General features: G+C 64.7%; 19 protein-coding genes. 7 read left to right on the top strand and 12 right to left on the bottom strand.

What is annotated here, in order from left to right:
* Positions 1-14 precede the first annotated feature (14 nt).
* Both ACZBJS_RS12490 and ACZBJS_RS12485 read left to right on the top strand, forming a co-directional pair.
* Complete coding sequence (locus tag ACZBJS_RS12490) at positions 15-572, top strand: DUF924 family protein (protein WP_463438745.1); 558 nt, start codon at positions 15-17, stop codon at positions 570-572.
* Positions 573-782: 210 nt separating this feature from the next.
* Positions 783-1,268 carry a peroxiredoxin gene (locus ACZBJS_RS12485; protein ID WP_018269652.1) on the top strand — a complete coding sequence of 162 codons (486 nt, stop codon included), beginning with the start codon at positions 783-785 and terminating at the stop codon, positions 1,266-1,268.
* A gap of 276 nt (positions 1,269-1,544) precedes the next feature.
* Here ACZBJS_RS12485 and rnhA read toward each other — a convergent pair whose 3' ends face one another.
* The 3 genes from rnhA to ispH are packed head-to-tail and all read right to left on the bottom strand — an operon-like array spanning position 1,545 to position 3,954.
* Positions 1,545-1,997: a ribonuclease HI gene (gene rnhA / locus ACZBJS_RS12480; RefSeq protein WP_456853473.1), complete on the bottom strand. Its 453-nt coding sequence runs from the start codon at positions 1,995-1,997 to the stop codon at positions 1,545-1,547.
* Positions 1,994-2,974 carry a homoserine kinase gene (locus tag ACZBJS_RS12475; protein WP_057016403.1) on the bottom strand — a complete coding sequence of 327 codons (981 nt, stop codon included), beginning with the start codon at positions 2,972-2,974 and terminating at the stop codon, positions 1,994-1,996. The genes rnhA and ACZBJS_RS12475 overlap by 4 nt, the downstream gene beginning before the upstream one ends.
* Positions 2,975-2,979: 5 nt before the next feature.
* A complete protein-coding gene (ispH, locus tag ACZBJS_RS12470) occupies positions 2,980-3,954 on the bottom strand; it encodes a 4-hydroxy-3-methylbut-2-enyl diphosphate reductase (RefSeq protein ID WP_057016404.1) in 975 nt (324 codons plus the stop codon).
* Positions 3,955-4,183: 229 nt separating this feature from the next.
* Between ispH and ACZBJS_RS12465 the strand changes: the two genes are divergently transcribed.
* Positions 4,184-4,882, top strand: coding sequence for a DUF1013 domain-containing protein (locus ACZBJS_RS12465; RefSeq protein ID WP_057016405.1), 699 nt, complete (start codon positions 4,184-4,186; stop codon positions 4,880-4,882).
* A 109-nt stretch (positions 4,883-4,991) separates the two neighbouring features.
* Here ACZBJS_RS12465 and ACZBJS_RS12460 read toward each other — a convergent pair whose 3' ends face one another.
* The 3 genes from ACZBJS_RS12460 to ACZBJS_RS12450 form a co-directional block, all read right to left on the bottom strand.
* Positions 4,992-5,264: a hypothetical protein gene (locus tag ACZBJS_RS12460; protein WP_463438744.1), complete on the bottom strand. Its 273-nt coding sequence runs from the start codon at positions 5,262-5,264 to the stop codon at positions 4,992-4,994.
* 309 nt (positions 5,265-5,573) lie between these two features.
* Positions 5,574-7,481: a propionyl-CoA synthetase gene (locus ACZBJS_RS12455; protein WP_316395927.1), complete on the bottom strand. Its 1,908-nt coding sequence runs from the start codon at positions 7,479-7,481 to the stop codon at positions 5,574-5,576.
* A 198-nt stretch (positions 7,482-7,679) separates the two neighbouring features.
* Entirely contained in the window at positions 7,680-8,450 is a 771-nt protein-coding gene (locus ACZBJS_RS12450; protein WP_463438743.1) for a tetratricopeptide repeat protein, read from the bottom strand.
* 135 nt (positions 8,451-8,585) lie between these two features.
* Between ACZBJS_RS12450 and ACZBJS_RS12445 the strand changes: the two genes are divergently transcribed.
* On the top strand, positions 8,586-10,130 hold the full coding sequence (locus tag ACZBJS_RS12445) for a cation:proton antiporter (RefSeq protein ID WP_316395929.1): 1,545 nt from the start codon (positions 8,586-8,588) through the stop codon (positions 10,128-10,130).
* Between the two features lie 220 nt (positions 10,131-10,350).
* Here ACZBJS_RS12445 and ACZBJS_RS12440 read toward each other — a convergent pair whose 3' ends face one another.
* The 4 genes from ACZBJS_RS12440 to ACZBJS_RS12425 all read right to left on the bottom strand — a co-directional run bounded on the left by ACZBJS_RS12440 (position 10,351) and on the right by ACZBJS_RS12425 (position 14,887).
* Positions 10,351-11,157, bottom strand: coding sequence for an SDR family NAD(P)-dependent oxidoreductase (locus tag ACZBJS_RS12440; RefSeq protein WP_316395930.1), 807 nt, complete (start codon positions 11,155-11,157; stop codon positions 10,351-10,353).
* A 112-nt stretch (positions 11,158-11,269) separates the two neighbouring features.
* A complete protein-coding gene (locus tag ACZBJS_RS12435) occupies positions 11,270-11,683 on the bottom strand; it encodes a DUF1850 domain-containing protein (protein ID WP_316395931.1) in 414 nt (137 codons plus the stop codon).
* A complete protein-coding gene (locus ACZBJS_RS12430) occupies positions 11,644-13,752 on the bottom strand; it encodes a TRAP transporter permease (protein WP_463438742.1) in 2,109 nt (702 codons plus the stop codon). Before ACZBJS_RS12430 ends, ACZBJS_RS12435 begins: the two co-directional genes overlap by 40 nt.
* Before the next feature lie 187 nt (positions 13,753-13,939).
* Positions 13,940-14,887, bottom strand: coding sequence for a TAXI family TRAP transporter solute-binding subunit (locus ACZBJS_RS12425; RefSeq protein ID WP_018269641.1), 948 nt, complete (start codon positions 14,885-14,887; stop codon positions 13,940-13,942).
* Between ACZBJS_RS12425 and ACZBJS_RS12420 the strand changes: the two genes are divergently transcribed.
* Positions 14,886-15,203: a hypothetical protein gene (locus ACZBJS_RS12420; RefSeq protein ID WP_456793627.1), complete on the top strand. Its 318-nt coding sequence runs from the start codon at positions 14,886-14,888 to the stop codon at positions 15,201-15,203. The two genes, ACZBJS_RS12425 and ACZBJS_RS12420, sit on opposite strands and share 2 nt — an antisense overlap.
* 534 nt (positions 15,204-15,737) lie before the next feature.
* On the top strand, positions 15,738-16,952 hold the full coding sequence (locus tag ACZBJS_RS12415) for an EAL domain-containing response regulator (protein ID WP_463438741.1): 1,215 nt from the start codon (positions 15,738-15,740) through the stop codon (positions 16,950-16,952).
* Positions 16,953-16,972: 20 nt separating this feature from the next.
* On the opposite strand, the gene ACZBJS_RS12410 is transcribed toward ACZBJS_RS12415, so the two are convergent.
* Both ACZBJS_RS12410 and ACZBJS_RS12405 read right to left on the bottom strand, forming a co-directional pair.
* On the bottom strand, positions 16,973-17,869 hold the full coding sequence (locus ACZBJS_RS12410; RefSeq protein WP_463438740.1) for an HpcH/HpaI aldolase/citrate lyase family protein: 897 nt from the start codon (positions 17,867-17,869) through the stop codon (positions 16,973-16,975).
* Positions 17,870-17,888: 19 nt separating this feature from the next.
* Complete coding sequence (locus tag ACZBJS_RS12405; RefSeq protein WP_225645168.1) at positions 17,889-18,368, bottom strand: hypothetical protein; 480 nt, start codon at positions 18,366-18,368, stop codon at positions 17,889-17,891.
* Positions 18,369-18,571: 203 nt separating this feature from the next.
* Here ACZBJS_RS12405 and ACZBJS_RS12400 point away from each other — a divergent pair, with 203 nt between their 5' ends.
* A complete protein-coding gene (locus tag ACZBJS_RS12400) occupies positions 18,572-18,871 on the top strand; it encodes a hypothetical protein (RefSeq protein WP_016845604.1) in 300 nt (99 codons plus the stop codon).
* The last annotated feature ends 85 nt before the right edge of the window (positions 18,872-18,956 follow it).

The raw sequence follows: 18,956 nt of genomic DNA, 5'->3' as shown, positions 1-18,956 counted from the left end.
TGGACTGACGTTCGATGTCTGATGCAAGCCTCGCGACGCCGGCTGACGTGCTTGGCTTCTGGCGGAATGCCGGCCGCGACCGCTGGTACAAGCACGACGACGCCTTCGATGCCGAGATCCGCGGCCGCTTCCTTGCCACCTGGCAGAAGGCGGCTGCCGGCGAATTGTCGTCATGGGAGGCGAGCGATGAGGGCGCGCTGGCGCTGACCATCGTGCTCGACCAGTTTCCGCGAAACCTGTTTCGAGGCGACGCCAGGACCTTTTCAAGCGATGCGCTGGCGCGTGAAGTGGCAAGGCGCGCCATCGACCGCGGCGTCGATGCGCGGACCGCCCCCGTGCTGCGCGAATTCCTCTATCTGCCGTTCGAGCATTCGGAGGACCTCGACGACCAGCAGCGCTGCGTGACGCTGTTCCGGCGATATGACTGCCATCCCGACAACGTGAAATACGCCGAGGACCACGCCGACATCATCCGCCGGTTCGGCCGCTTCCCGCACCGCAATCGCATGCTGGGCCGGCAGACCACGGCCGAGGAGCAGGCCTTTCTCGACGCCGGCGGGTTTTCCGGCTGATGACGGAACGGTGACCAGAGCCTTTTCCGTTCCGATTGCATCGGAACGGGGCTCTAGATTCTTGTTTTGACGCGTTTTCTTCACGCGAACCGGGATCCACTTCGCTCGAAAACGCTTTGACGTCCGGCATTGCCGTTCTTCGGCGAGCCCGTATTGTGCCGTGCTGTAGCCCGGTTTAAGACAGTTCCGCTTCACCGAGGGAGAACAACGATGACGATCAATGTTGGCGACAAGCTGCCGGAAGCCAAGTTTCGCGTGATGACCGCCGAGGGTCCGCAGGTCAAAACCACCGACGACATTTTCAAGGGCAAGAAGGTTGCCCTGTTCGCGGTGCCCGGCGCCTATACCGGCACCTGCCACAAGATGCATCTGCCGAGCATCTTCCTCAACGCCTATGCCATGAAGAACAAGGGCGTCGACACCATCGCGATCGTTTCGGTCAACGACGCCTTCGTGATGAACGCCTGGAAGCGCGACACCGACCAGCGCGACGAAGCCGTCTTCCTCGCCGACGGCAACGCCGACTTCGCCAAGGCGATCGGCATGGAGCTCGACGCCTCCGGCAACGGCCTCGGCATCCGCTCCAAGCGCTACTCGATGCTGGTCGAGGACGGCGTGGTGAAGAAGCTCAACCTCGAGCCCGCCCCGGGCAAGGTCGAGGTCTCCGGCGGCGACACGCTGCTCGGTCAGCTCTAAGCCGACACTTCTTCCCTTCTCCCCTTGTGGGAGAAGGTGGCGCGGATGCAATCCGCGCCGAATGAGGGGTCTCTATCCGCGGAGACAGACCCCTCACCCGTCTGCGATGCTGCGCATCGCGTCCACCCTCTCCCACAAGGGGAGAGGGCAAGATCGCCGAAATTTAGGGAACGTAGGATGGGAGAGCGCAGCGAAACCCATTGCCTTCGTGCCGTGCATTGAGATGATGGGTTTCGCTGCGCTCTAGCCATCCTACGCACCCGACACGCTGCGGGCCTAACTCTTCAACTTCGCCATCGCCACGCCTTCGCGCGCCAGCTCGTCGGCGCGTTCGTTCTCGGCGTGGCCGGCGTGGCCCTTGATCCAGTGCCAGCGCACCTCATGCGGCTTCAGCGCGGCGTCCAGACGCTGCCACAGCTCGACATTCTTGACCGGCTTCTTGTCGGCGGTGCGCCAGCCGTTGCGCTTCCAGCCATGGATCCAGCCGGTGATGCCCTGGCGGACATACTGGCTGTCGGTGGTGAGATCGACCACACAGGGCTTCTTCAGCGCTTCCAGCGCCGAGATCGCCGCCATCAGCTCCATGCGGTTGTTGGTGGTGTGCGCCTCGCCGCCCTTCAATTCCTTCTCGACCTCGCCGAATCTGAGGATCGCGCCCCAGCCGCCCGGCCCCGGATTTCCGGAGCAGGCACCATCGGTGAAAACAGTCACATGCGGCTTTTCGCTCACGCCGCGCACCCGGCCGGCGTGACGCCGTAGTCGTTGATAGCAGCGACGCTCTGCTGGAAGCGCAGCTTGCGGACATATTCCAGCGGGTCCTTCGGCTGCACCAGCGCGCCTTCGGGCACGTTGAGGAAATCGACCAGGCGCGTCAGCAGGAAGCGCATCGCGGCACCGCGCGCGAGCAGCGGCAGCGCGGCCTCTTCCGCCGCCGACAGCGGGCGCTCGCGGCCATAGGCGTTGAGCAATGCGCGCGCCTTGGTGACGTTGAAGGAATGATCCGGCTCGAAGCACCAGGCGTTGAGGCAGATCGCGACGTCGTAGGCCAGGATGTCGTTGCAGGCGAACGGGAAGTCGATCAGGCCCGAGAGCCTGTCGCCCAGAAAAAACACGTTGTCGGGAAACAGGTCGGCATGGATCACGCCGACCGGCAGATCGGTCGGCCAGGCGGCTTCGAGATGATCGAGCTCGCGCGCGATGAAGTCGTGCAAGCCCGGCTGCACGCTGTCGGCCCGCGCGGCGGCGAGATCGAACAGCGGCCGCCAGCCGGAGACCGACAGCGGATTGTTGCGGACCAGCGGAAAATCCCGGCCGGCAACGTGCATTTTGGCCAGCGCCTCGCCGACGCCGGAGCAATGCGCCACGTTCGGCCGCCGCGGCCACACGCCCTCGAGGAAGTTGATGATCGCGGCGGGCCGGCCGGCGAGCCGGCTAGTGACCTCGCCCTTGCGGTTGCGCGCCGGCTGCGGGCACGACACGCCGCGCTCGGCGAGATGGGCCATCAGCGACAGGAAATACGGCAGGTCGTCCTCCGCCACGCGCTTCTCATAGAGCGTGAGGATGTAGGCGCCCTGGCTGGTGTGCAGCAGGAAGTTCGAATTCTCGACGCCCTCGGCGATGCCCTTGTAGGAGAGCAGTTCGCCGATGTCGTAGCTTTTGAGGAATTCCGCGAGGTCTTCGGCGGCAACGTCGGTGTAGACCGCCATATGGTCTATTCCGCCGCGGCAGCGTCAGGCCGCAGCGAACGCGGCAGCGGGAAGAACTCGTTCTCCTCCGCGGCCGAGACCGTCTCCACGTGCAGTTCATAGCGCTCGGCGAAGGCGCCCATGATCTCCTCGACGATCACTTCCGGCGCAGAGGCGCCCGCGGTGATGCCGAGGCTCGTGATGCCTTCGAACCTGCTCCAGTCGATGTCGCTGGCGCGCTGGGCGAGCACGGCGATCGGACAGCCCTCGCGCTCGGCGACCTCGCGCAGGCGCTGCGAGTTCGACGAGTTCGGCGCGCCGACCACGATCAGGGCGTCGACCACCGGCGCCACCTTCTTGACCGCGAGCTGACGGTTGGTGGTCGCGTAGCAGATGTCTTCCTTGTGCGGACCATTGACGTTCGGGAAGCGCTGCTTGAGCAGCGTCACGATCTCCGCGGTGTCGTCGATCGACAGCGTGGTCTGGGTCACGAAGGCGAGGTTGTTGGGGTCCTTCGGAACAAAGGTCTTGGCGTCCTCGGCGGTCTCGATCAGGGTCACGGCGCCCGCCGGCAGCTGCCCCAGCGTGCCGACCACCTCGGGGTGGTGGGAATGGCCGATCAGCAAGATCTCGCGGCCGCGCTTGAAATGGATCGCCGCCTCGCGGTGGACCTTGGTCACCAGCGGGCAGGTCGCGTCCAACGAGAAGAAATTGCGGGATTTGGCCTCGGCGGGAACCGATTTCGGAACGCCGTGGGCCGAAAACACCACCGGCGCGTTGGTATCGTCGGGAATTTCGGCCAATTCCTCGACGAAAATGGCGCCTTTGGTCTTCAGGCTGTCGACCACATACTTGTTATGGACGATTTCGTGCCGGACATAGACCGGCGCACCATAAATGGTGAGGGCACGTTCGACCGTGTCGATGGCACGGACCACCCCGGCACAAAAGCCGCGGGGGGAACAAAGCACGATTCTAAGGTCGGGTTTTTTGGCTGACATCGGGCTGTCTCGGGGCAATCTCGGGACCGAATCACCCCTCGCCGGCGGGCGGGGAACGGCCAATTTGAGTAAGGACTTGGGACTGCTTTCGGGCGCTGTCAAGGCGATTTTGCTGGCCCATTGCGCCATTCCCCCCGGAGGGCTTATATAGGCCCTATAATTCCCGTCATCGCCGATGACTACCAGCTTCGCCTCGACAGAGGTGGGCGAAGCACAAAGGAGATTTGCCATGAGCAACGCACCGCTGATGCCGAAGGCGACTGCCGTGTGGTTGGTCGACAATACCGCCCTGACCTTCGATCAGGTGGCCGATTTTACCAAAATGCACCCCCTCGAGGTCCGCGCCATCGCCGACGGCGACGCCGCCCAGGGCATCAAGGGCATGGACCCGATTTCCAACGGCCAGCTGACCCGCGAGGAGATCGAGCGCGGCGAGCGCGACCAGAACTACCGCCTCAGGCTCCAGGAGAGCAAGGTGGTGCTGCCCTCCGCCGCCAAGAAGAAGGGCCCGCGCTACACCCCGGTGTCGCGCCGCCATGAGCGTCCGAGCGCGATCCTCTGGCTGGTCCGCAACCATCCCGAGCTGAAGGACGCCCAGATCATGCGTCTGGTCGGCACCACCAAGACCACGATCGCCAGCGTACGCGACCGCACCCACTGGAACGCCTCGACCCTGACCCCGATGGACCCGGTGACGCTCGGCCTGTGCTCGCAGATCGAGCTCGATTTCGAGGTGCAGCGCGCCGCCAAGGAGAAGCCGACCACCACGGTCTACGGCGGCGCCACGCTGCTGCCGGCCTCCGAGACCACGCGCAAGGACGAGCTGGACGATCAGCCGATCGAGCGCCACGACGATCTCAACGTCGATGCCGTGTTCGCCAAGCTGAAGACGATCGGCGGCAAGAAGCCCGCCGACGACGAAGAGTAAGCGCGGATCGCGCAACTCGAAGCGCAGAATACGAAACGCGGCAGGGCAACCTGCCGCGTTTTTGCTTGGAAGCGCATGCGATGGGCGTGACGACGGCCGTCGGCGCGGCTCAATGCCGGTCGGGATTGTTCATCATGTATTCGCCGAGATCGCGCTGCCGCCGATCGGTGCGGGCTTCGGCGTTCTGGCGCTGCACGTCGCGGTTCTTGCGGCAGGCGACATAATCAGGCGAGCCGACCGCCACCTTGCCGCCGGCCTGGCAGTACTGATCGTCGTCGCCCATGCTCTCCGCGATCGGCGATCGGCTGCGTTCGAGGCAGCCTGCAAGCAGCGGCAGCGCGAGCAGCAAGGCGAGAGGCGCGCGAGCGGAAATGGATCGCATCCGTGGGTCCGTATCTCATGGCATATGACAGGGAGGCCGGGATGACCCGGCAATCCATCAAAATCAAGGCCGTTTTGCTTCCGAATGCGGAAGTCTTGTTCCACAGGTGCCGACCTCAGGCGCGGGAGGTGCCAGCACTCCCTCGCCCCGCTCTTGCGGGGTCGAGACGAGCGCTGCTCGCTCTTAGAGGGTTGGGGTGAGGGGCCGCCTCCGCAGAATGAATGCAGCGAGCGCGCGGAGCCCCCCTCACCCGGATCGCATTGCCATGCGACCCGGCCTCTCCCCGCAAGCGGGGCGAGGCAACAAGAGCTACGCCTTCCCCTTCAGCGCCTCGCCGATTTCGTCGAGCACCTTCGGGTCCTCGATCGTCGCCGGCATGGTCCAGGGCTCGCCGTCGGCGATCTTCTTGATGGTACCGCGCAGGATCTTGCCGGAACGGGTCTTCGGCAGCCGCGCCACCGTGATCGCGAGCTTGAACGCGGCGACCGGCCCGAGCTTGTCGCGCACCAGCGCCACGACGTCCTTCTCGACCTCGGCGGGCTGCTTGGTCACGCCGGCCTTCAGTACCAGGAAGCCGCACGGCACCTCGCCCTTGATCGCGTCCTTGACGCCGAGCACGGCGCATTCGGCGACATCGGGATGCGAGGCGAGGATCTCCTCCATGCCGCCGGTGGAGAGCCGGTGGCCGGCGACATTGATGATGTCGTCGGTGCGGCCCATCACCCAGACATAGCCGTCCGCATCCTTGTAGCCGGCATCCGAGGTCTTGTAGTAGCCGGGGAATTCCGAGAGATAGGCGTCCCTGAAGCGATCGTCCTGCTGCCACAGCGTCGGCAGGCAGCCCGGCGGCATCGGCAGCTTGATGACGATCGAGCCCATCGTGCCAGCCGCCACCGGCTTTGCCGCCTCGTCGACGATGTCGACCTGATAGCCCGGCATCGGCACCGTGGGCGAGCCGTGCTTGACCGGCAGCTGGCCGAGCCCGACCGGATTGCCGGCGATGCACCAGCCGGTCTCGGTCTGCCACCAGTGGTCGATGACCGGCACCTTCAGCTGCTGCTCGGCCCACTCCACGGTCGGCGGATCGGCGCGCTCGCCGGCGAGGAACAGGGTGCGGAAGCTCGAGAGATCGTAATTCCGGATGAACTTGCCTTCGGGGTCTTCCTTCTTGATCGCGCGGAACGCGGTCGGCGCGGTGAAGAAGGCGACCGCCTTGTGCTCGCTGATCACGCGCCAGAACGCGCCGGCATCCGGCGTGCCAATCGGCTTGCCCTCGTACATGATGGTGGTCGCGCCGTGGATCAGCGGGCCATAGACGATGTAGGAATGGCCGACCACCCAGCCGATGTCGGAGCCGCACCACCAGATCTCGCCGGGCTTCACGCCGTAGAGATTGTGCATCGACCATTTCAGCGCGACGAGATGCCCGCCATTGTCGCGCACCACGCCTTTCGGGATTCCGGTCGTGCCTGACGTGTAGAGGATGTAGAGCGGATCGGTGGCGGCTACCGGCACGCACGGCGCGGCCTTGCCGGCATCGAACGCGGCCTGGCGAAGCGTCGCCCAATCATGATCGCGGCCCGCGGTGAGCTCGCAAGCCTGCTGCGGCCGCTGCAGGATGATGCAGGTCTCGGGCTTGCTGCCGGCGAGGCGGATCGCCTCGTCGAGCAGCGGCTTGTATTGCACGATGCGCCCGGGCTCGATGCCGCAGCTCGCCGAGAAGATCAGCTTCGGCTTGGCGTCATCGATGCGGGTCGCGAGTTCCTTGGCCGCGAAGCCGCCGAACACCACGCTGTGCACCGCGCCGATCCGCGCGCAGGCGAGCATCGCGACGACGGCCTCCGGCACCATCGGCATATAGAGGATGACGCGATCGCCCTTCGCCACGCCGAAATCCTGCATCACCGCAGCCAGCGTCTGCACTTCCTCCAACAATTCGGAATAGGTGAACTTGGTGATCGTGTTGGTGAGCGGCGAATCGTGGATCAGCGCGACCTGGCCGGCGCGGCCGCCGGCGACATGGCGATCCAGCGCGTTGTAGCAGGTGTTGACCACGGCGCCCGCGAACCAGCGCCCATAGGCGCCCATGGAGGGATCGAAGATCTTCTTGGCCGGCTCGATCCAGTCGATCTCGCGCGCCGCTTCCGCCCAAAAGCCCTCGGGGTCCCGGAGCGAGCGGGCATACACCTCATGATACCGGCTCTGCTGGATATTCATCGCGTTTCTCCCTCGCGCGGTCGCGCGTCATTTGCCGACCATTGTCACGGGAAGTGGCGCCGTTTCAAGCCGAAATGACCGCGACCTTCGGCCGGGTCGGAGCAAAGCGTTTTCGAGCGAAGTGGGTCCCGGTTCGCGTGAAGAAAACGCGTCAAAACAAGAATCTAGAGCTCATTCCGCTTCGATCGGAACGGAGCACTAGTAGCCGTCGACGCCGTTGATCCGCTGCAGCCGCTCGCGCATCGCCTTTTCCAGATCGTAGCCCGGCTTGCCGAAGTCGGCATTGCGGCGGGCGATGAACTGATCCTGCGCGCGCTGCAGCTCGCGCGCCTGGCGCGGATTCTGCGTCTCGCGCACCGTGCGGAAGGTGGATGCGACGATCTCGCGATCGAGATCGGCAAGCGTGGGATTGGCGCAGATTGCCTTCTCCACCGGCCGGCGCGCCTTGCGGCAATCGAAGCTCGGCTTGCCGGCGACCGCCATCATGGCGCCGATCCGCTCCAGCTCCAGCGACAGCGATTTGTAGTTGGCCCTGGCGGCGGCGTGATTGGGGTCGAGCTTGACGGCAGCACCAAAATCCAGGATCGCCTTCGGCCGGTCGCCCTTGCGGCGCCACAGCTCGCCGCGCGCATTATGCGCATCGGCAAGCGATGGATCGAGCTTGAGCGCGGTGTCATAGTCTGCGATCGCGCGATCGATCATCTGCTTGCGGTCATAGGCGGCCGCCCGCGCCATCAGCGCCTTAACGCGATCGGGCCTCGTCGCCTTCTCATTGTCGATCAGCGCGCCGCAGACATCGATGATCTTGTCGTCATCGGCGGCCGCTGCCGCCGCGATGCAGGGGCCGGCGTTGGCCTGCACATCCTCGCCCGGTTCGCTGCCGGTGGCGCGCGCAACGCCCGTCATCAGCGCGCCCGACAGGCCGACACAGACCAGCATCGCGGCCAGATTTGCAGGTTTGCGTCGCATCCTGATCGCCGACAAATCGTCCCTCTTCCGCGCCCGAACCGCCGGCCTCCGATGCCCGGCGGCGCGCTATTTGCCGCAAAACCACACGCTGGATTATACGTCAATTGCGACGATCGGCTGCATCGGGGGTTCGGCTTGCTCACATTCGAATGGATCATCGGGCTGTTGCTCGCGGCGGTGGCGCTATCGGCGCTGGCGCGGCGGATCAAGGTGCCCTACCCGACCTTCCTGGCGCTCGGCGGCGTGCTGCTGACGCTGCTGCCGTGGGCCCCGACCTGGGCGCTGGAACCGAAACTGGCGCTGGCGCTGTTCGTCGCACCCGTGCTGCTCGATGCCGCGTTCGACACTTCGCTGCGCGATCTCCGCAACAACTGGCTGCCGGTCTCGACGCTGGTGGTGGTCGCGGTCGGCGTCACCACGGCGGCGGTCGCGGTGGTCGCACATTGGCTGCGCCCGGACATGCCATGGGCGGTTGCAATCGCGCTCGGCGCCATCGTGGCACCGCCGGACGCGGCCGCAGCCACCGCGATCCTGCGCCAGGTCAACCTGCCCTACCGGATCCAGAAGATCCTCGAAGGAGAAAGCCTGCTCAACGATGCCAGCGCGCTGCTCATCTATCGCGTCGCGGTCGGCCTCGTCGCCGCCGAGCACATGAAGATCCGCGAGTTCGTGCCGTCCATCACGATTGCGCTGGTCGGCAGCCTCGCCGCCGGCTTCCTGTTCGCGCAAGTCTGGATGATGATCACGCGTCGCATCACCGAGGCACCGAGCGCGATCATCACGCAGTTCGGCGGCACTTTCATGGTGTGGATCATTGCCGAGCATCTCGGGCTGTCCGGCATCCTCACCATCATCGCCTATGCGATCACCATCTCGCGCACCGCGCCGGCCCGCACATCGGCGCGGCTGCGCGTGTCGTCCTACGCGGTGTGGGAAACCGTCGTGTTCGTGCTCAACGTGCTCGCCTTCATGCTGATCGGCCTGCAGTTGCGCCCGATCTGGTCCGGACTCGACGACGAGGTGCGGTGGAAATATTGCAGCTTTGCCGCCGCGATCCTCGCCGTCGTGATCCTCGCTCGCATCCTCTGGGTGATGCCCTACGGCGCGCTGCTGCGCACACTGAAGGCGCGCAACCTGCTGCCGGCCCACGTGGTGGACGCCGTGCCGACCTTGAAGCGCGGCTTCATCGTGTCCTGGTGCGGAATGCGCGGCATCGTCACGCTGGCGGCGGCGTTTGCGCTCCCTGAATGGTTTCCGTATCGCGATCTGATCCTGCTGACGGCGTTTGCCGTAGTGCTCGGTTCGCTCGTGATCCAGGGACTGACGCTGCGGCCGTTGATCCTGGCGTTGAATTTCGGGGACGACGATCCGGTCGGACGCGAGGCGGCCCATGCCCGCGGCGTGGTGTTTCGCGCCGCGCTCGACGAGATCGACGCCGACCCGTCGGAAGAGGCCGAGATCCTGCGGCTCGAATATCGCGCCGTGCTGCTGCGCGCGGAGAATGATCCCGACGGCGGCCTGACCTCACGCGAGCTGCCGTCGGATCCGCTGCGCCGCCGCGCCATCGCCGCGGCGCGTCAGGCATTGCTCAATCTGCGCCGCACCGAAGCGATCGGCGACGACGCATTCCATCTGGTCGAGGAAGAGCTCGACCGCGCCGAGCTCAGCGTGGAGGCCTAAAGCGCCATGAGGTTCGGATGAATAGCCGCCGCGACAGCACTGCGCTCCCTCTCCCCGTTCTTTACGGGGAGGGTTGGGGTGAGGGGCTGTCTCCGCGTAACCGGCGATAGCTGCATTTGCGGAGAATCCCCCTCACCCGGAATGCATCTAGCGATGCATTCCGACCTCTCCCCGCACGCGGGGCGAGGTAAAGCGAAGTTCGCTGCTCAGGCGCCCGACTTCAAGCACCCGACTTGGAGGTGATGCCGCCGTCGACCACGAGCTCGATGCCGGTGACATACTTCGATTCGTCCGACGCCAGGAACAGCGCGGCATTGGCGACGTCCCAGGCGTCGCCCATATGCCCCATCGGCACCTGCGCGTCGCGGGCGCGCCACATCGCCTCGACATCGCCCTTGGCGTAGCTCTGCGCCAGCCCGGCCGAATGCGCGACCATCGGTGTCTTCATCAGTCCGGGCAGGATCGCGTTGACGCGCACATGCTTCGAGGCGAACTCGACCGCGGTCGAGCGCGTCATCTGGTTCATCGCGGCCTTGCTCGCGTTGTAGCTGACATAGGAAATGCCGACATGGCGGATCGAGGCGATCGAGGAGATGTTGATGATCGAGCCGCCGCCCTGCTTGATCATGACGGGAATGACGTGCTTCATCGACAGATAGGCGCTCTTGAGGTTGACCGCGAAGACGCGGTCCCACTCGGCTTCCGCAACTTCCACCACGCTGCCGACCTCGGCGATGCCGACATTGTTGTCGAGCACGTCGATGCGGCCGTAGGCCTTCAGGCAGGCCGCGACCATCGCCTCGACCTCGCCGGCGCGCGAGACATCGGCGGTGAATGCGACAGCCTTGCCGCCCTCGCCGGTGATGATGCCGACGGTCTCCTCCGCCGCGGCGCCGTTGCGATCGACGCAGAAGACGCTGGCGCCCTCGCGCGCAAAGGTGACGGCGGTCGCCTTGCCATTGCCCCAGCCGGGCCCGATCGAACCCGCACCGACCACCATCGCAACCTTGCCCTTGAGCCGATCCATCGGTCTTTCTCCCTTGTTGTTCTTGTCGTGACTGTAGCCCGGATGAGCGAAGCGATATCCGGGAGCGCTATCCCCCGCATATCGCTCCGCTCATGCGGGCTACGGATACTTACTACGGATTCTCGCAAACACTCATCGTCGTGACATTAGCACCGATCGGATGCCCGATAATCTCCGATAGCGTCTGGCAGTGTCCCTCCTGGCACAGGTGCCATTCACCCGCGGCGCCGGAATTGCCGAGCACGACCTCCGCCCTTGGCGCCGGCGGGGGCGACCATTGAAACCAGCCATCGACGAGGCGCGCCTCCGGCGGCGGCTCCATGCCGGCGCCCATGCCCTTGACGCGCGCCTGTTGCAGCGTGAGCCCGGCCGGCGTGACCAGCCAGTCCTCCTGCCAGGCGCTCTTCTCGATCGAATGCGTCCAGGCGAGCGTGAAGGCCGCGATCGACAGCGCCTTCACGACTCCCGCGGAAGCGAGGCAGAGGCTCAAGCCGCCGCCACCGCATTGCGCGGACGCTGCCGCCATTGCCATAGCACGACAGCAGCAGCGAGCGTGAAGCCCGCTGTATCCGAGAACGGGAAATCGCCGAGCAGGCAGAGCGCGGCGCCGAACGCGACCAGGATCTCGATGAAAGTCAGCCGCGTGAACAGGAAGCCGATCGCGACGATGCCGAACAATCCGATCGCCACCAGCGCCTTGAAGGTCGCCAGCGCCACAGCGCCGTAGAAGCCGAGCTGCGCCTGCATCGGATCCCCGGTCTGCAGCATCAGCGCCGGCGAATAGACGAAGATGAACGGAATGACGTAGCCGGCCAGCGCGATCCGCATCGCCTCCCAGCCGATTTTGTCCGGGTTCTCCTTGGCGATCGGCGCCGCAGCCAGGGCCGCGAGCGCGACCGGCGGCGAGAGGTCGGCCATGATGCCGTAGTAGAACGCAAACATGTGGCTCGCGATCAGCGGCACGCCGAGCTTGGCGAGCGCAGGCGCGGCCAGCGCCGCGGTGATGATGTAGGTCGGGATCGTCGGGATGCCGGTGCCGAGCAGGATCGACAGCAGCATGGTCATGATCAGCGCCAGGAACAGGCTCTTGGCGCCGAGCCCGATGATCCAGCTGCCGAAGATGGTGCCGACGCCGGTCTGCGTCATCATGCCGATGATGGTGCCGACGATGGCGCAGGCCATGCCGACCGTCAGCGCCGATTTGGCGCTGTCGGCGAGCGAGTCGCGGCAGGCTTTCAGGGTGGCGCGGCCGCCGCGGGTGATCGCCGCGATCACGATGAGGCCGGCGACGACGCTGGCGACCGGAACGATCTCGATGCCGTGGCGCGACACCGCGGCAACCACCAGCGCGAGGCCGATCCAGAAGATGTAGCGCACGATGGTGTTGGAGAAGCCGAGCGTGATGCTGGCGCCGAGGATCAGCGCGACCGTGAGCGCAAGTCCCATGCTGCCGGCATAGAGCGGCGTGAAGCCCTCGAACAGCATGTAGACCAGCGCCGCGAGCGGCAACACCAGGTACCAGCGCGCCACCAGCGCTTTCCAGGCGCTCGGGATCTCCGAGCGCTTCATGCCGACGAGGCCGTGCTTGCCGGCTTCCAGATGCACCATCCAGAACGCCGAGGCGAAGTAGAGGACCGCCGGGATCACCGCGGCCTTGACAATCTCCGAATAGGGCAAGCCGAGCGTCTCGGCCATGATGAAGGCGACCGCGCCCATGACGGGCGGCATGATCTGGCCGCCCATCGAAGCGGTGGCCTCGACGCCGGCGGCGAAGGCGCGGCGATAGCCGAACTTGATCATCAGGGGGATCGTGAACTGGCCGACGGTGACGACGTTGGCGACGCCCGAACCCGAGATCGTGCCCATCATGCCCGAAGCGAACACCGCGACCTTGGCGGGGCCGCCGCGGGTGCGGCCGAACAGGCCGAGCGAGACGTCGGTGAACAGCTGGATCATGCCGGCGCGTTCCAGGAATGAGCCGAACAGGATGAACAGGAAGATGTAGGTCGCCGAGACATAGATCGGCACGCCGTAGAAGCCTTCGGTGCCGAACGAGAGATGGGTGACGATCTGGTCGAAGTCATAGCCGCGGTGATTGAACGGCGACGGCAGATATTGGCCGAAGAACCAGTAGAGCAGACAGGCGCCGCACATCAGCGGCAGCGCCGCCCCCATCAGCCGCCGCGTGCCCTCGAAGATCAGGACCGCGAGCAGCGTGCCGACCGCGAGATCCATGTTAGTCGGATCGCCGTCGCGGGCGATCAAGTCGGCATAGAAGATCCACTGGTAGAGCCCGCAGAGGAACCCGGCGGCGCCGACGATCCAGCTCACCGCGCGGCCCAAATCTGTCTTGGCGGTGAAATTACCGATCAGGCCGAAGGTCAGGAGGATCAGGAAGCCGACATGGACGCCGCGCACCACCTGGCTCGGCAGGTAGTTGAAAGCCGCGACATAGAGCTGGAACACCGCAAAGGCGAGACCGATGGCATAGGCCAAGTGCCCCCAGGCGCCCGGGCCGAAGCCCTCCGGAAAGCCATGCTCGAAATTGTCGAATTCAACCTTGATGGGCTGCTCGCCCTCAACCTGCTGCTGCATATGATCAGCCCCCCGCCGTGCCAACGGCGCTTATATCCACTGAGTCCGCCCACCGAAAGCCGGGACAGGAAAAACGCGCCACGTCATTGCGAGCGAAGCGAAGCAATCCATCGCGCCACAAGGAGAGAGATGGATTGCTTCGTCGCTTCGCTCCTCGCAATGACGGCAAGGAGCAGACGTTCCGGCCCTACTTAATCAGGCCCTTCTCCTTGTAATACCGGATCGCGCCGGGATGCAGCGGCACCGGGCTGCCGGTCGCGGCGGCCTCGAGCTTGATCTCCTTGCCCGCGGCGTGGGCGTTGGCGAGTTCCGGCAGCGATTCGTAGACCAGCTTGGTCATCTGATAGGCGAGATCGTCCGACACCGCGCTCGAGGTCACGAGGTAGTTCACGACCGCGGCGGTCGGCACGTCCTTGTCCTGGCCCGTATAGGTGTTGGCCGGGATGATCACGGAGACGAAGGGCGGGCCGATCTTGTCGACGGTCTCCTTCGGCACGGCGACCACGGTGATCTCGCTCGAGGTCGAGAGGTCCTTCAGCGAGGCGACGCCGAGGCCGGCGGACTGCAGCGTGGCGTTGAGCTGGCGGTTCTTCATCAGATCCACCGATTCGGCGAACGGCAGGTACTCGACCTTGCCGAGATCCTTGTAGCTCATGCCGGCGGCCGCGAGGATCGCGCGCGAGTTGAGCTCGGTGCCGGACTTCGGCGCACCGACCGACAGGCTCTTGCCCTTGAGATCGGCGAGTGTCTTGATGCCGCTCTCGGCGGTCGCGACGATCTGGATGTAGTTCGGATAGATCGCGCCGATGGTGCGCAGCTTGTCGAGCTTGTTCTTGAAGCCGGCTTCGGCGTCGCCTTCCCAGGCGGCTTTGAGCGAATCGCCGAGCGTGAAGGCGATCTCGCCGCGGCCCTGCTGCAGCAGCACCAGGTTCTCGACCGAGGCCTTGGTCGCCTGCACCTGGGTTTTCACGCCGGGGATCTTGTCGCCGTAGATCTTCCCCATCGCGACGCCGAGCGGATAGTAGACGCCGGAGGTGCCGCCGGTGAGCACGTTAATGAACTGCTCGGCCTGTGCGACAGGCGCGGACAAAACGCTGGCTGCCACGATCGCGGCAGCCATCAACTTGGAATTCATGAGTATTATTCTCCCCTTAAGCCGGCCGGAAATTGGCCGGACACCCCCGCCGGGTCAACCCATCCAAATGACGCATGCGCGGCGGAAATCCCCGATAGCAACACCACTTTACCTGCCGCGGGAACTCGCCGCGCGACCGGGCGACCGCTTCGAGCTGGTCGCCGCGACCCGGGCGCTGGCGGCCGCTAACGGCTCGGTATTCGCGCCGGCGATCGCCGCGGTGACACTCGGCATTGTCGGACCCAAAGCGTTCTCGGCGCGGACCGGCCGCAACGAAGCAGCGAAGATCGGCTTGCGGCCCCAGATGTCGGCTTGAGCACCGCTGTCGCCGGATTCATTGTCGTCCATGCAGGTTGCAGCGCTGCATTCCTGTTCCTTGCAGCTATCGCTTGTGCCGCGCTGATCGGCTACCGCGCGTTGATGCGGGAGACGTTGCGAACAGCAGCGACGACGTCACGCACATCTGCATTGGCATCACAAAACGGATGATCTGATTCGCCGTCGGCGCTCCGCGGAGCACTCTGCATGATGCGATCTGATGTCCGACAATGACGCAATTCCGCGTCTGCGTCGACGCGACAACACAGTCATTAACGCCGTCTCTCGATGACACACGCGCACAGTGTTTCTGCTGACGTGCAAAGTCGGACGCGATCGCGCTCATGAATGTCAGATGACGCATTTGTTGCAGGTGTAACAGCGGTGAGACGCCGCGATTCCAGCGCCATTTGAATCGAATTGAATCCTTTAAGGTTAGCGGGGCAATCAATGTATGATCCAGAAATTTCCATGATTGCCGCCGCTCTAGGATGTACGAGTCAAGCCGGGGTAACTACGGACAAGGCGGGGCATGAATCACATCAGTCACATCGAACGCACGCGAGCCGGCTGGTTCGGACATCGCAAGCTGACCCCACGCGCATGCATTGCGGACAGCAAAAAACACCTTCGCACCTTCCTCGCCGAGGCGCTGGAAGACCTCGGCTTCATCACCAGTGAATGCAGTCAGGCGTTGGAACTCGACACCGTTCTGGACGCGGAACGGCCCGATCTCCTGGTGCTCGGCGTGTCCGTGGACGGCATCGAAGTCAGTAAAATTCTCGAGACTTTGGTGAGAAAGAACTATGGCGGCAAGGTCCTCGTCATCGGGCAGCCGGACTCGATCATCGTCAAGGCGGTCCGACAAATCGGCGACGAGTACGGCATCGCCATGCTGCCGGCGCTGTCGACGCCGTTCAGCGCCGGGACCCTTCGCGACAGTCTTGCGTCGTTGATGCCGCTTGAACCCGCGCCGAGCCCGGCGGTGGACGTGCCCGAAGCGCTGAAGGCCGGCTGGCTCGAGCTGTGGTATCAGCAGAAAATTCATCTCCGGACGCTGGTGCCGAGCGGCGCCGAGGCGCTGATCCGGATGCGCCATCCGGCCTGGGGCGTCGTGCCGCCAGCCTACTTCATCCCGGACGAAAGCGATCCGCATTTTCATGCGCTGTCCGAGTTCGTGATCGAGCGCGCAATCGAGGACTGGCGCTATCTCCTCGAGCAGACCGGGCCGGTCAATCTCTCGGTCAACCTGCCGATCTCCTTCCTTGCCGACGATCGTGCCGTGCGCGAGCTCTGTTACCGGATGCCGGATCATGCGGCCTTCGCGGGCCTCTTGATCGAGATCGACAGCACCGACGTGGTCGATCATCTGGATCTGGCGATCGATGTCGCCCGGCGCGTTCGACTGCACAATATCGGCATCTCGATCGACAATGTCGGCGCGAACTGGCCGTCTTTGCTGGGACTGCCGAACTTTCCGTTCGTCCAGCTCAAGGTCGACCATCAATTCGTCACCGGCTGCGCGGATCAGCGCCTGAAGCAGACGGTGTGCCGGCGTGTCGTGGAGCTGGCCCACGACAACGACGCGCAGGTCGTGGCCCAGGGAGTCGAGACGCGTGCGGACTTTCTCGCCGCGCACGAAATGGATTTCGATCAGGTCCAGGGCTACCTGTTCGGCAAGCCGATGGGCGTCAAGAAGTTCGCCCGCTCACGCATGCATTTCTCTGAGAAAGAGCCAGCCTCCTGAGGCATCGCCTCTGGTCAGGCTCATGTGTCGCGATCGATCGCGCGCAGCGCTTCGCCGCGCGCGATCAGGCGTTTTGCATTGGAATAGGTCGGCACCTCGAGCAGCGAGCCGTCAAGTTCGACGCGCCCAAAGCCCTTTGTCCGCGCCGCTTCGAACGCCGCGGCGATCCTGCTCGCCTGGCGCAACTCCTCCTCGCTCGGCGTCAGGACGCTGTTGACGATCGAGGCATGCGCGGGATCGACCAGGCTCTTTGCGGTGTAACCCAGCCGGCGCGCCCAGATCGTGTCGCGTTCGACGCCTTCAGCGTCGCTCCAGGTGTAGGGACAATCGACCGCGACGACATCAGCGGCACGACATTCGACGATGAAGCGCTGCCGCGCGTAAGCCAGCTCCAGGCCGTCGCTGCCGCGCTCGGCACCAAGATCGGCGGCGAGGTCTTCGGAGGCCATCAGGCAACCGATGACGCGCCGGCTCGCCATGGCGATCACACCGGTCTGCACCAGACCGCGCGCGAACTCGATATTCGGCAGCAGCGACGTCGATCCCTCGGCGATACCGTAGTCACGCTCGAACCGCGTCACCGCCTCGTCGAGCCTGACGACATGGTGCGGCTCGGCGACCTTCGGCAGCGCGACGATATCCGGACGTCCGCGCATCACGGCGGCGAGATCGTCCATGCCGTCCTGGTCCAGCGGATTGACGCGGACCGCGACCATCACGCCCTGGTCGCGCCAGGCGGCGTAGAGCTCGGCCGCCAAGGCCCGCGCCTTCGGGCGCAGCGGCGGCGGGGTAAAATCCTCGAGCTCGTGGATCAGCACGTCGGCGCCGCCGGCGGCCGCGTGCTGCAGCACGTCCTCGTTGGCGCCTTCGAGAAACAGCCAGGAGCGGCACAGCGGGGCCGGGCGCAGCTTGCGCATCACGCGGCCCGCGCCGACGTCACTGGAACGTCATGTCGAGGCATTTCGAGATGTCGGAGCCGAGGCCGGACGAGATGGTGATGCAGCCGCGGATCTTCTGGGTGTTGACGTCGTTCGCCCAGATCGCATAGCCGCCGGGACCGAAGAACGAGTTGGTGTTCGGCGGCTCGGTCTCGGTGGCGTCGAAGGTGTAATTGCCGTCGGTCTCGAAAATGCGCGGCTTCTTGGTGCAGCCGCCGTCGGCCTGCACGTTGATGACCTCCTTGTTGTCCCGCGTCAGCGCCAGCGAGACCTGACAGCGGAAGTATTCCGAGGTCTTGGCGTTGAACAGATAGGCGTAGGACTTGCAGGTCGCGGTGTTCAGCTTGCCGGCGGACAGGCCGCGGCTGCAGGAGATCCGCTGGTTGTTGGAGAGCTTGAACTCGTCCGCCTGCGCGACTGACGCCAGCGTCATGAACGACAGAGCGACACCGATTCCGATCTTCATGACGTGGTTCATCCTGATCATCCCAAGGTCGTGTTTCCGGCAATCAAAGCGTTTGTAAACGGTAACGCGAAAATAGTCGCCAAGCTTGATGCGGGAAATCACAAAGTCCCCGATCCGCGAGCGGTCGCGCCGATTGTCGTATTGACGCACGAATATCGTTCGTGATTTGTTCAGAAACGTGGGGACGACGCCGTTTTCTCGGCCGGAGGTGGATCATGACGCATTTTTTGACCAAGACTTTTATCGCGACTGCGGCGTTTGCCGCGCTGACGACTTGCGCATTCGCGCAGGAGGCTGCGCCCTGGGAGCTGAAGCCCGACATGGGCTACGCTTATGACAAGGACGGCAAGACCTGGTCCTACAAGATGGGCACCAACAACGCCGGCACGCTGCTGAAGGGCGCCAAGAAGGTGCCGAAGGGGACGCTGTTCTTCATCGGCCAGAACGGCCAGCTCTACATGCGCTCCGGGCCCTATCTCGAGGGCGACGGCAAGTTCAAGTTCGGCTCGAATTAGAGCGTTTTCGAGCGAAGTGGACGCCGGTTCGCGTAAAGAAAACGCGTCAAGAAGAGTCCAGGGCTTCGGTTCTGATTCAATCAGA

The sequence above is a fragment of the Bradyrhizobium sp. KZN70725 genome, assembly GCF_055264925.1.
This window is presented reverse-complemented; position numbering and strand designations above follow the sequence as displayed.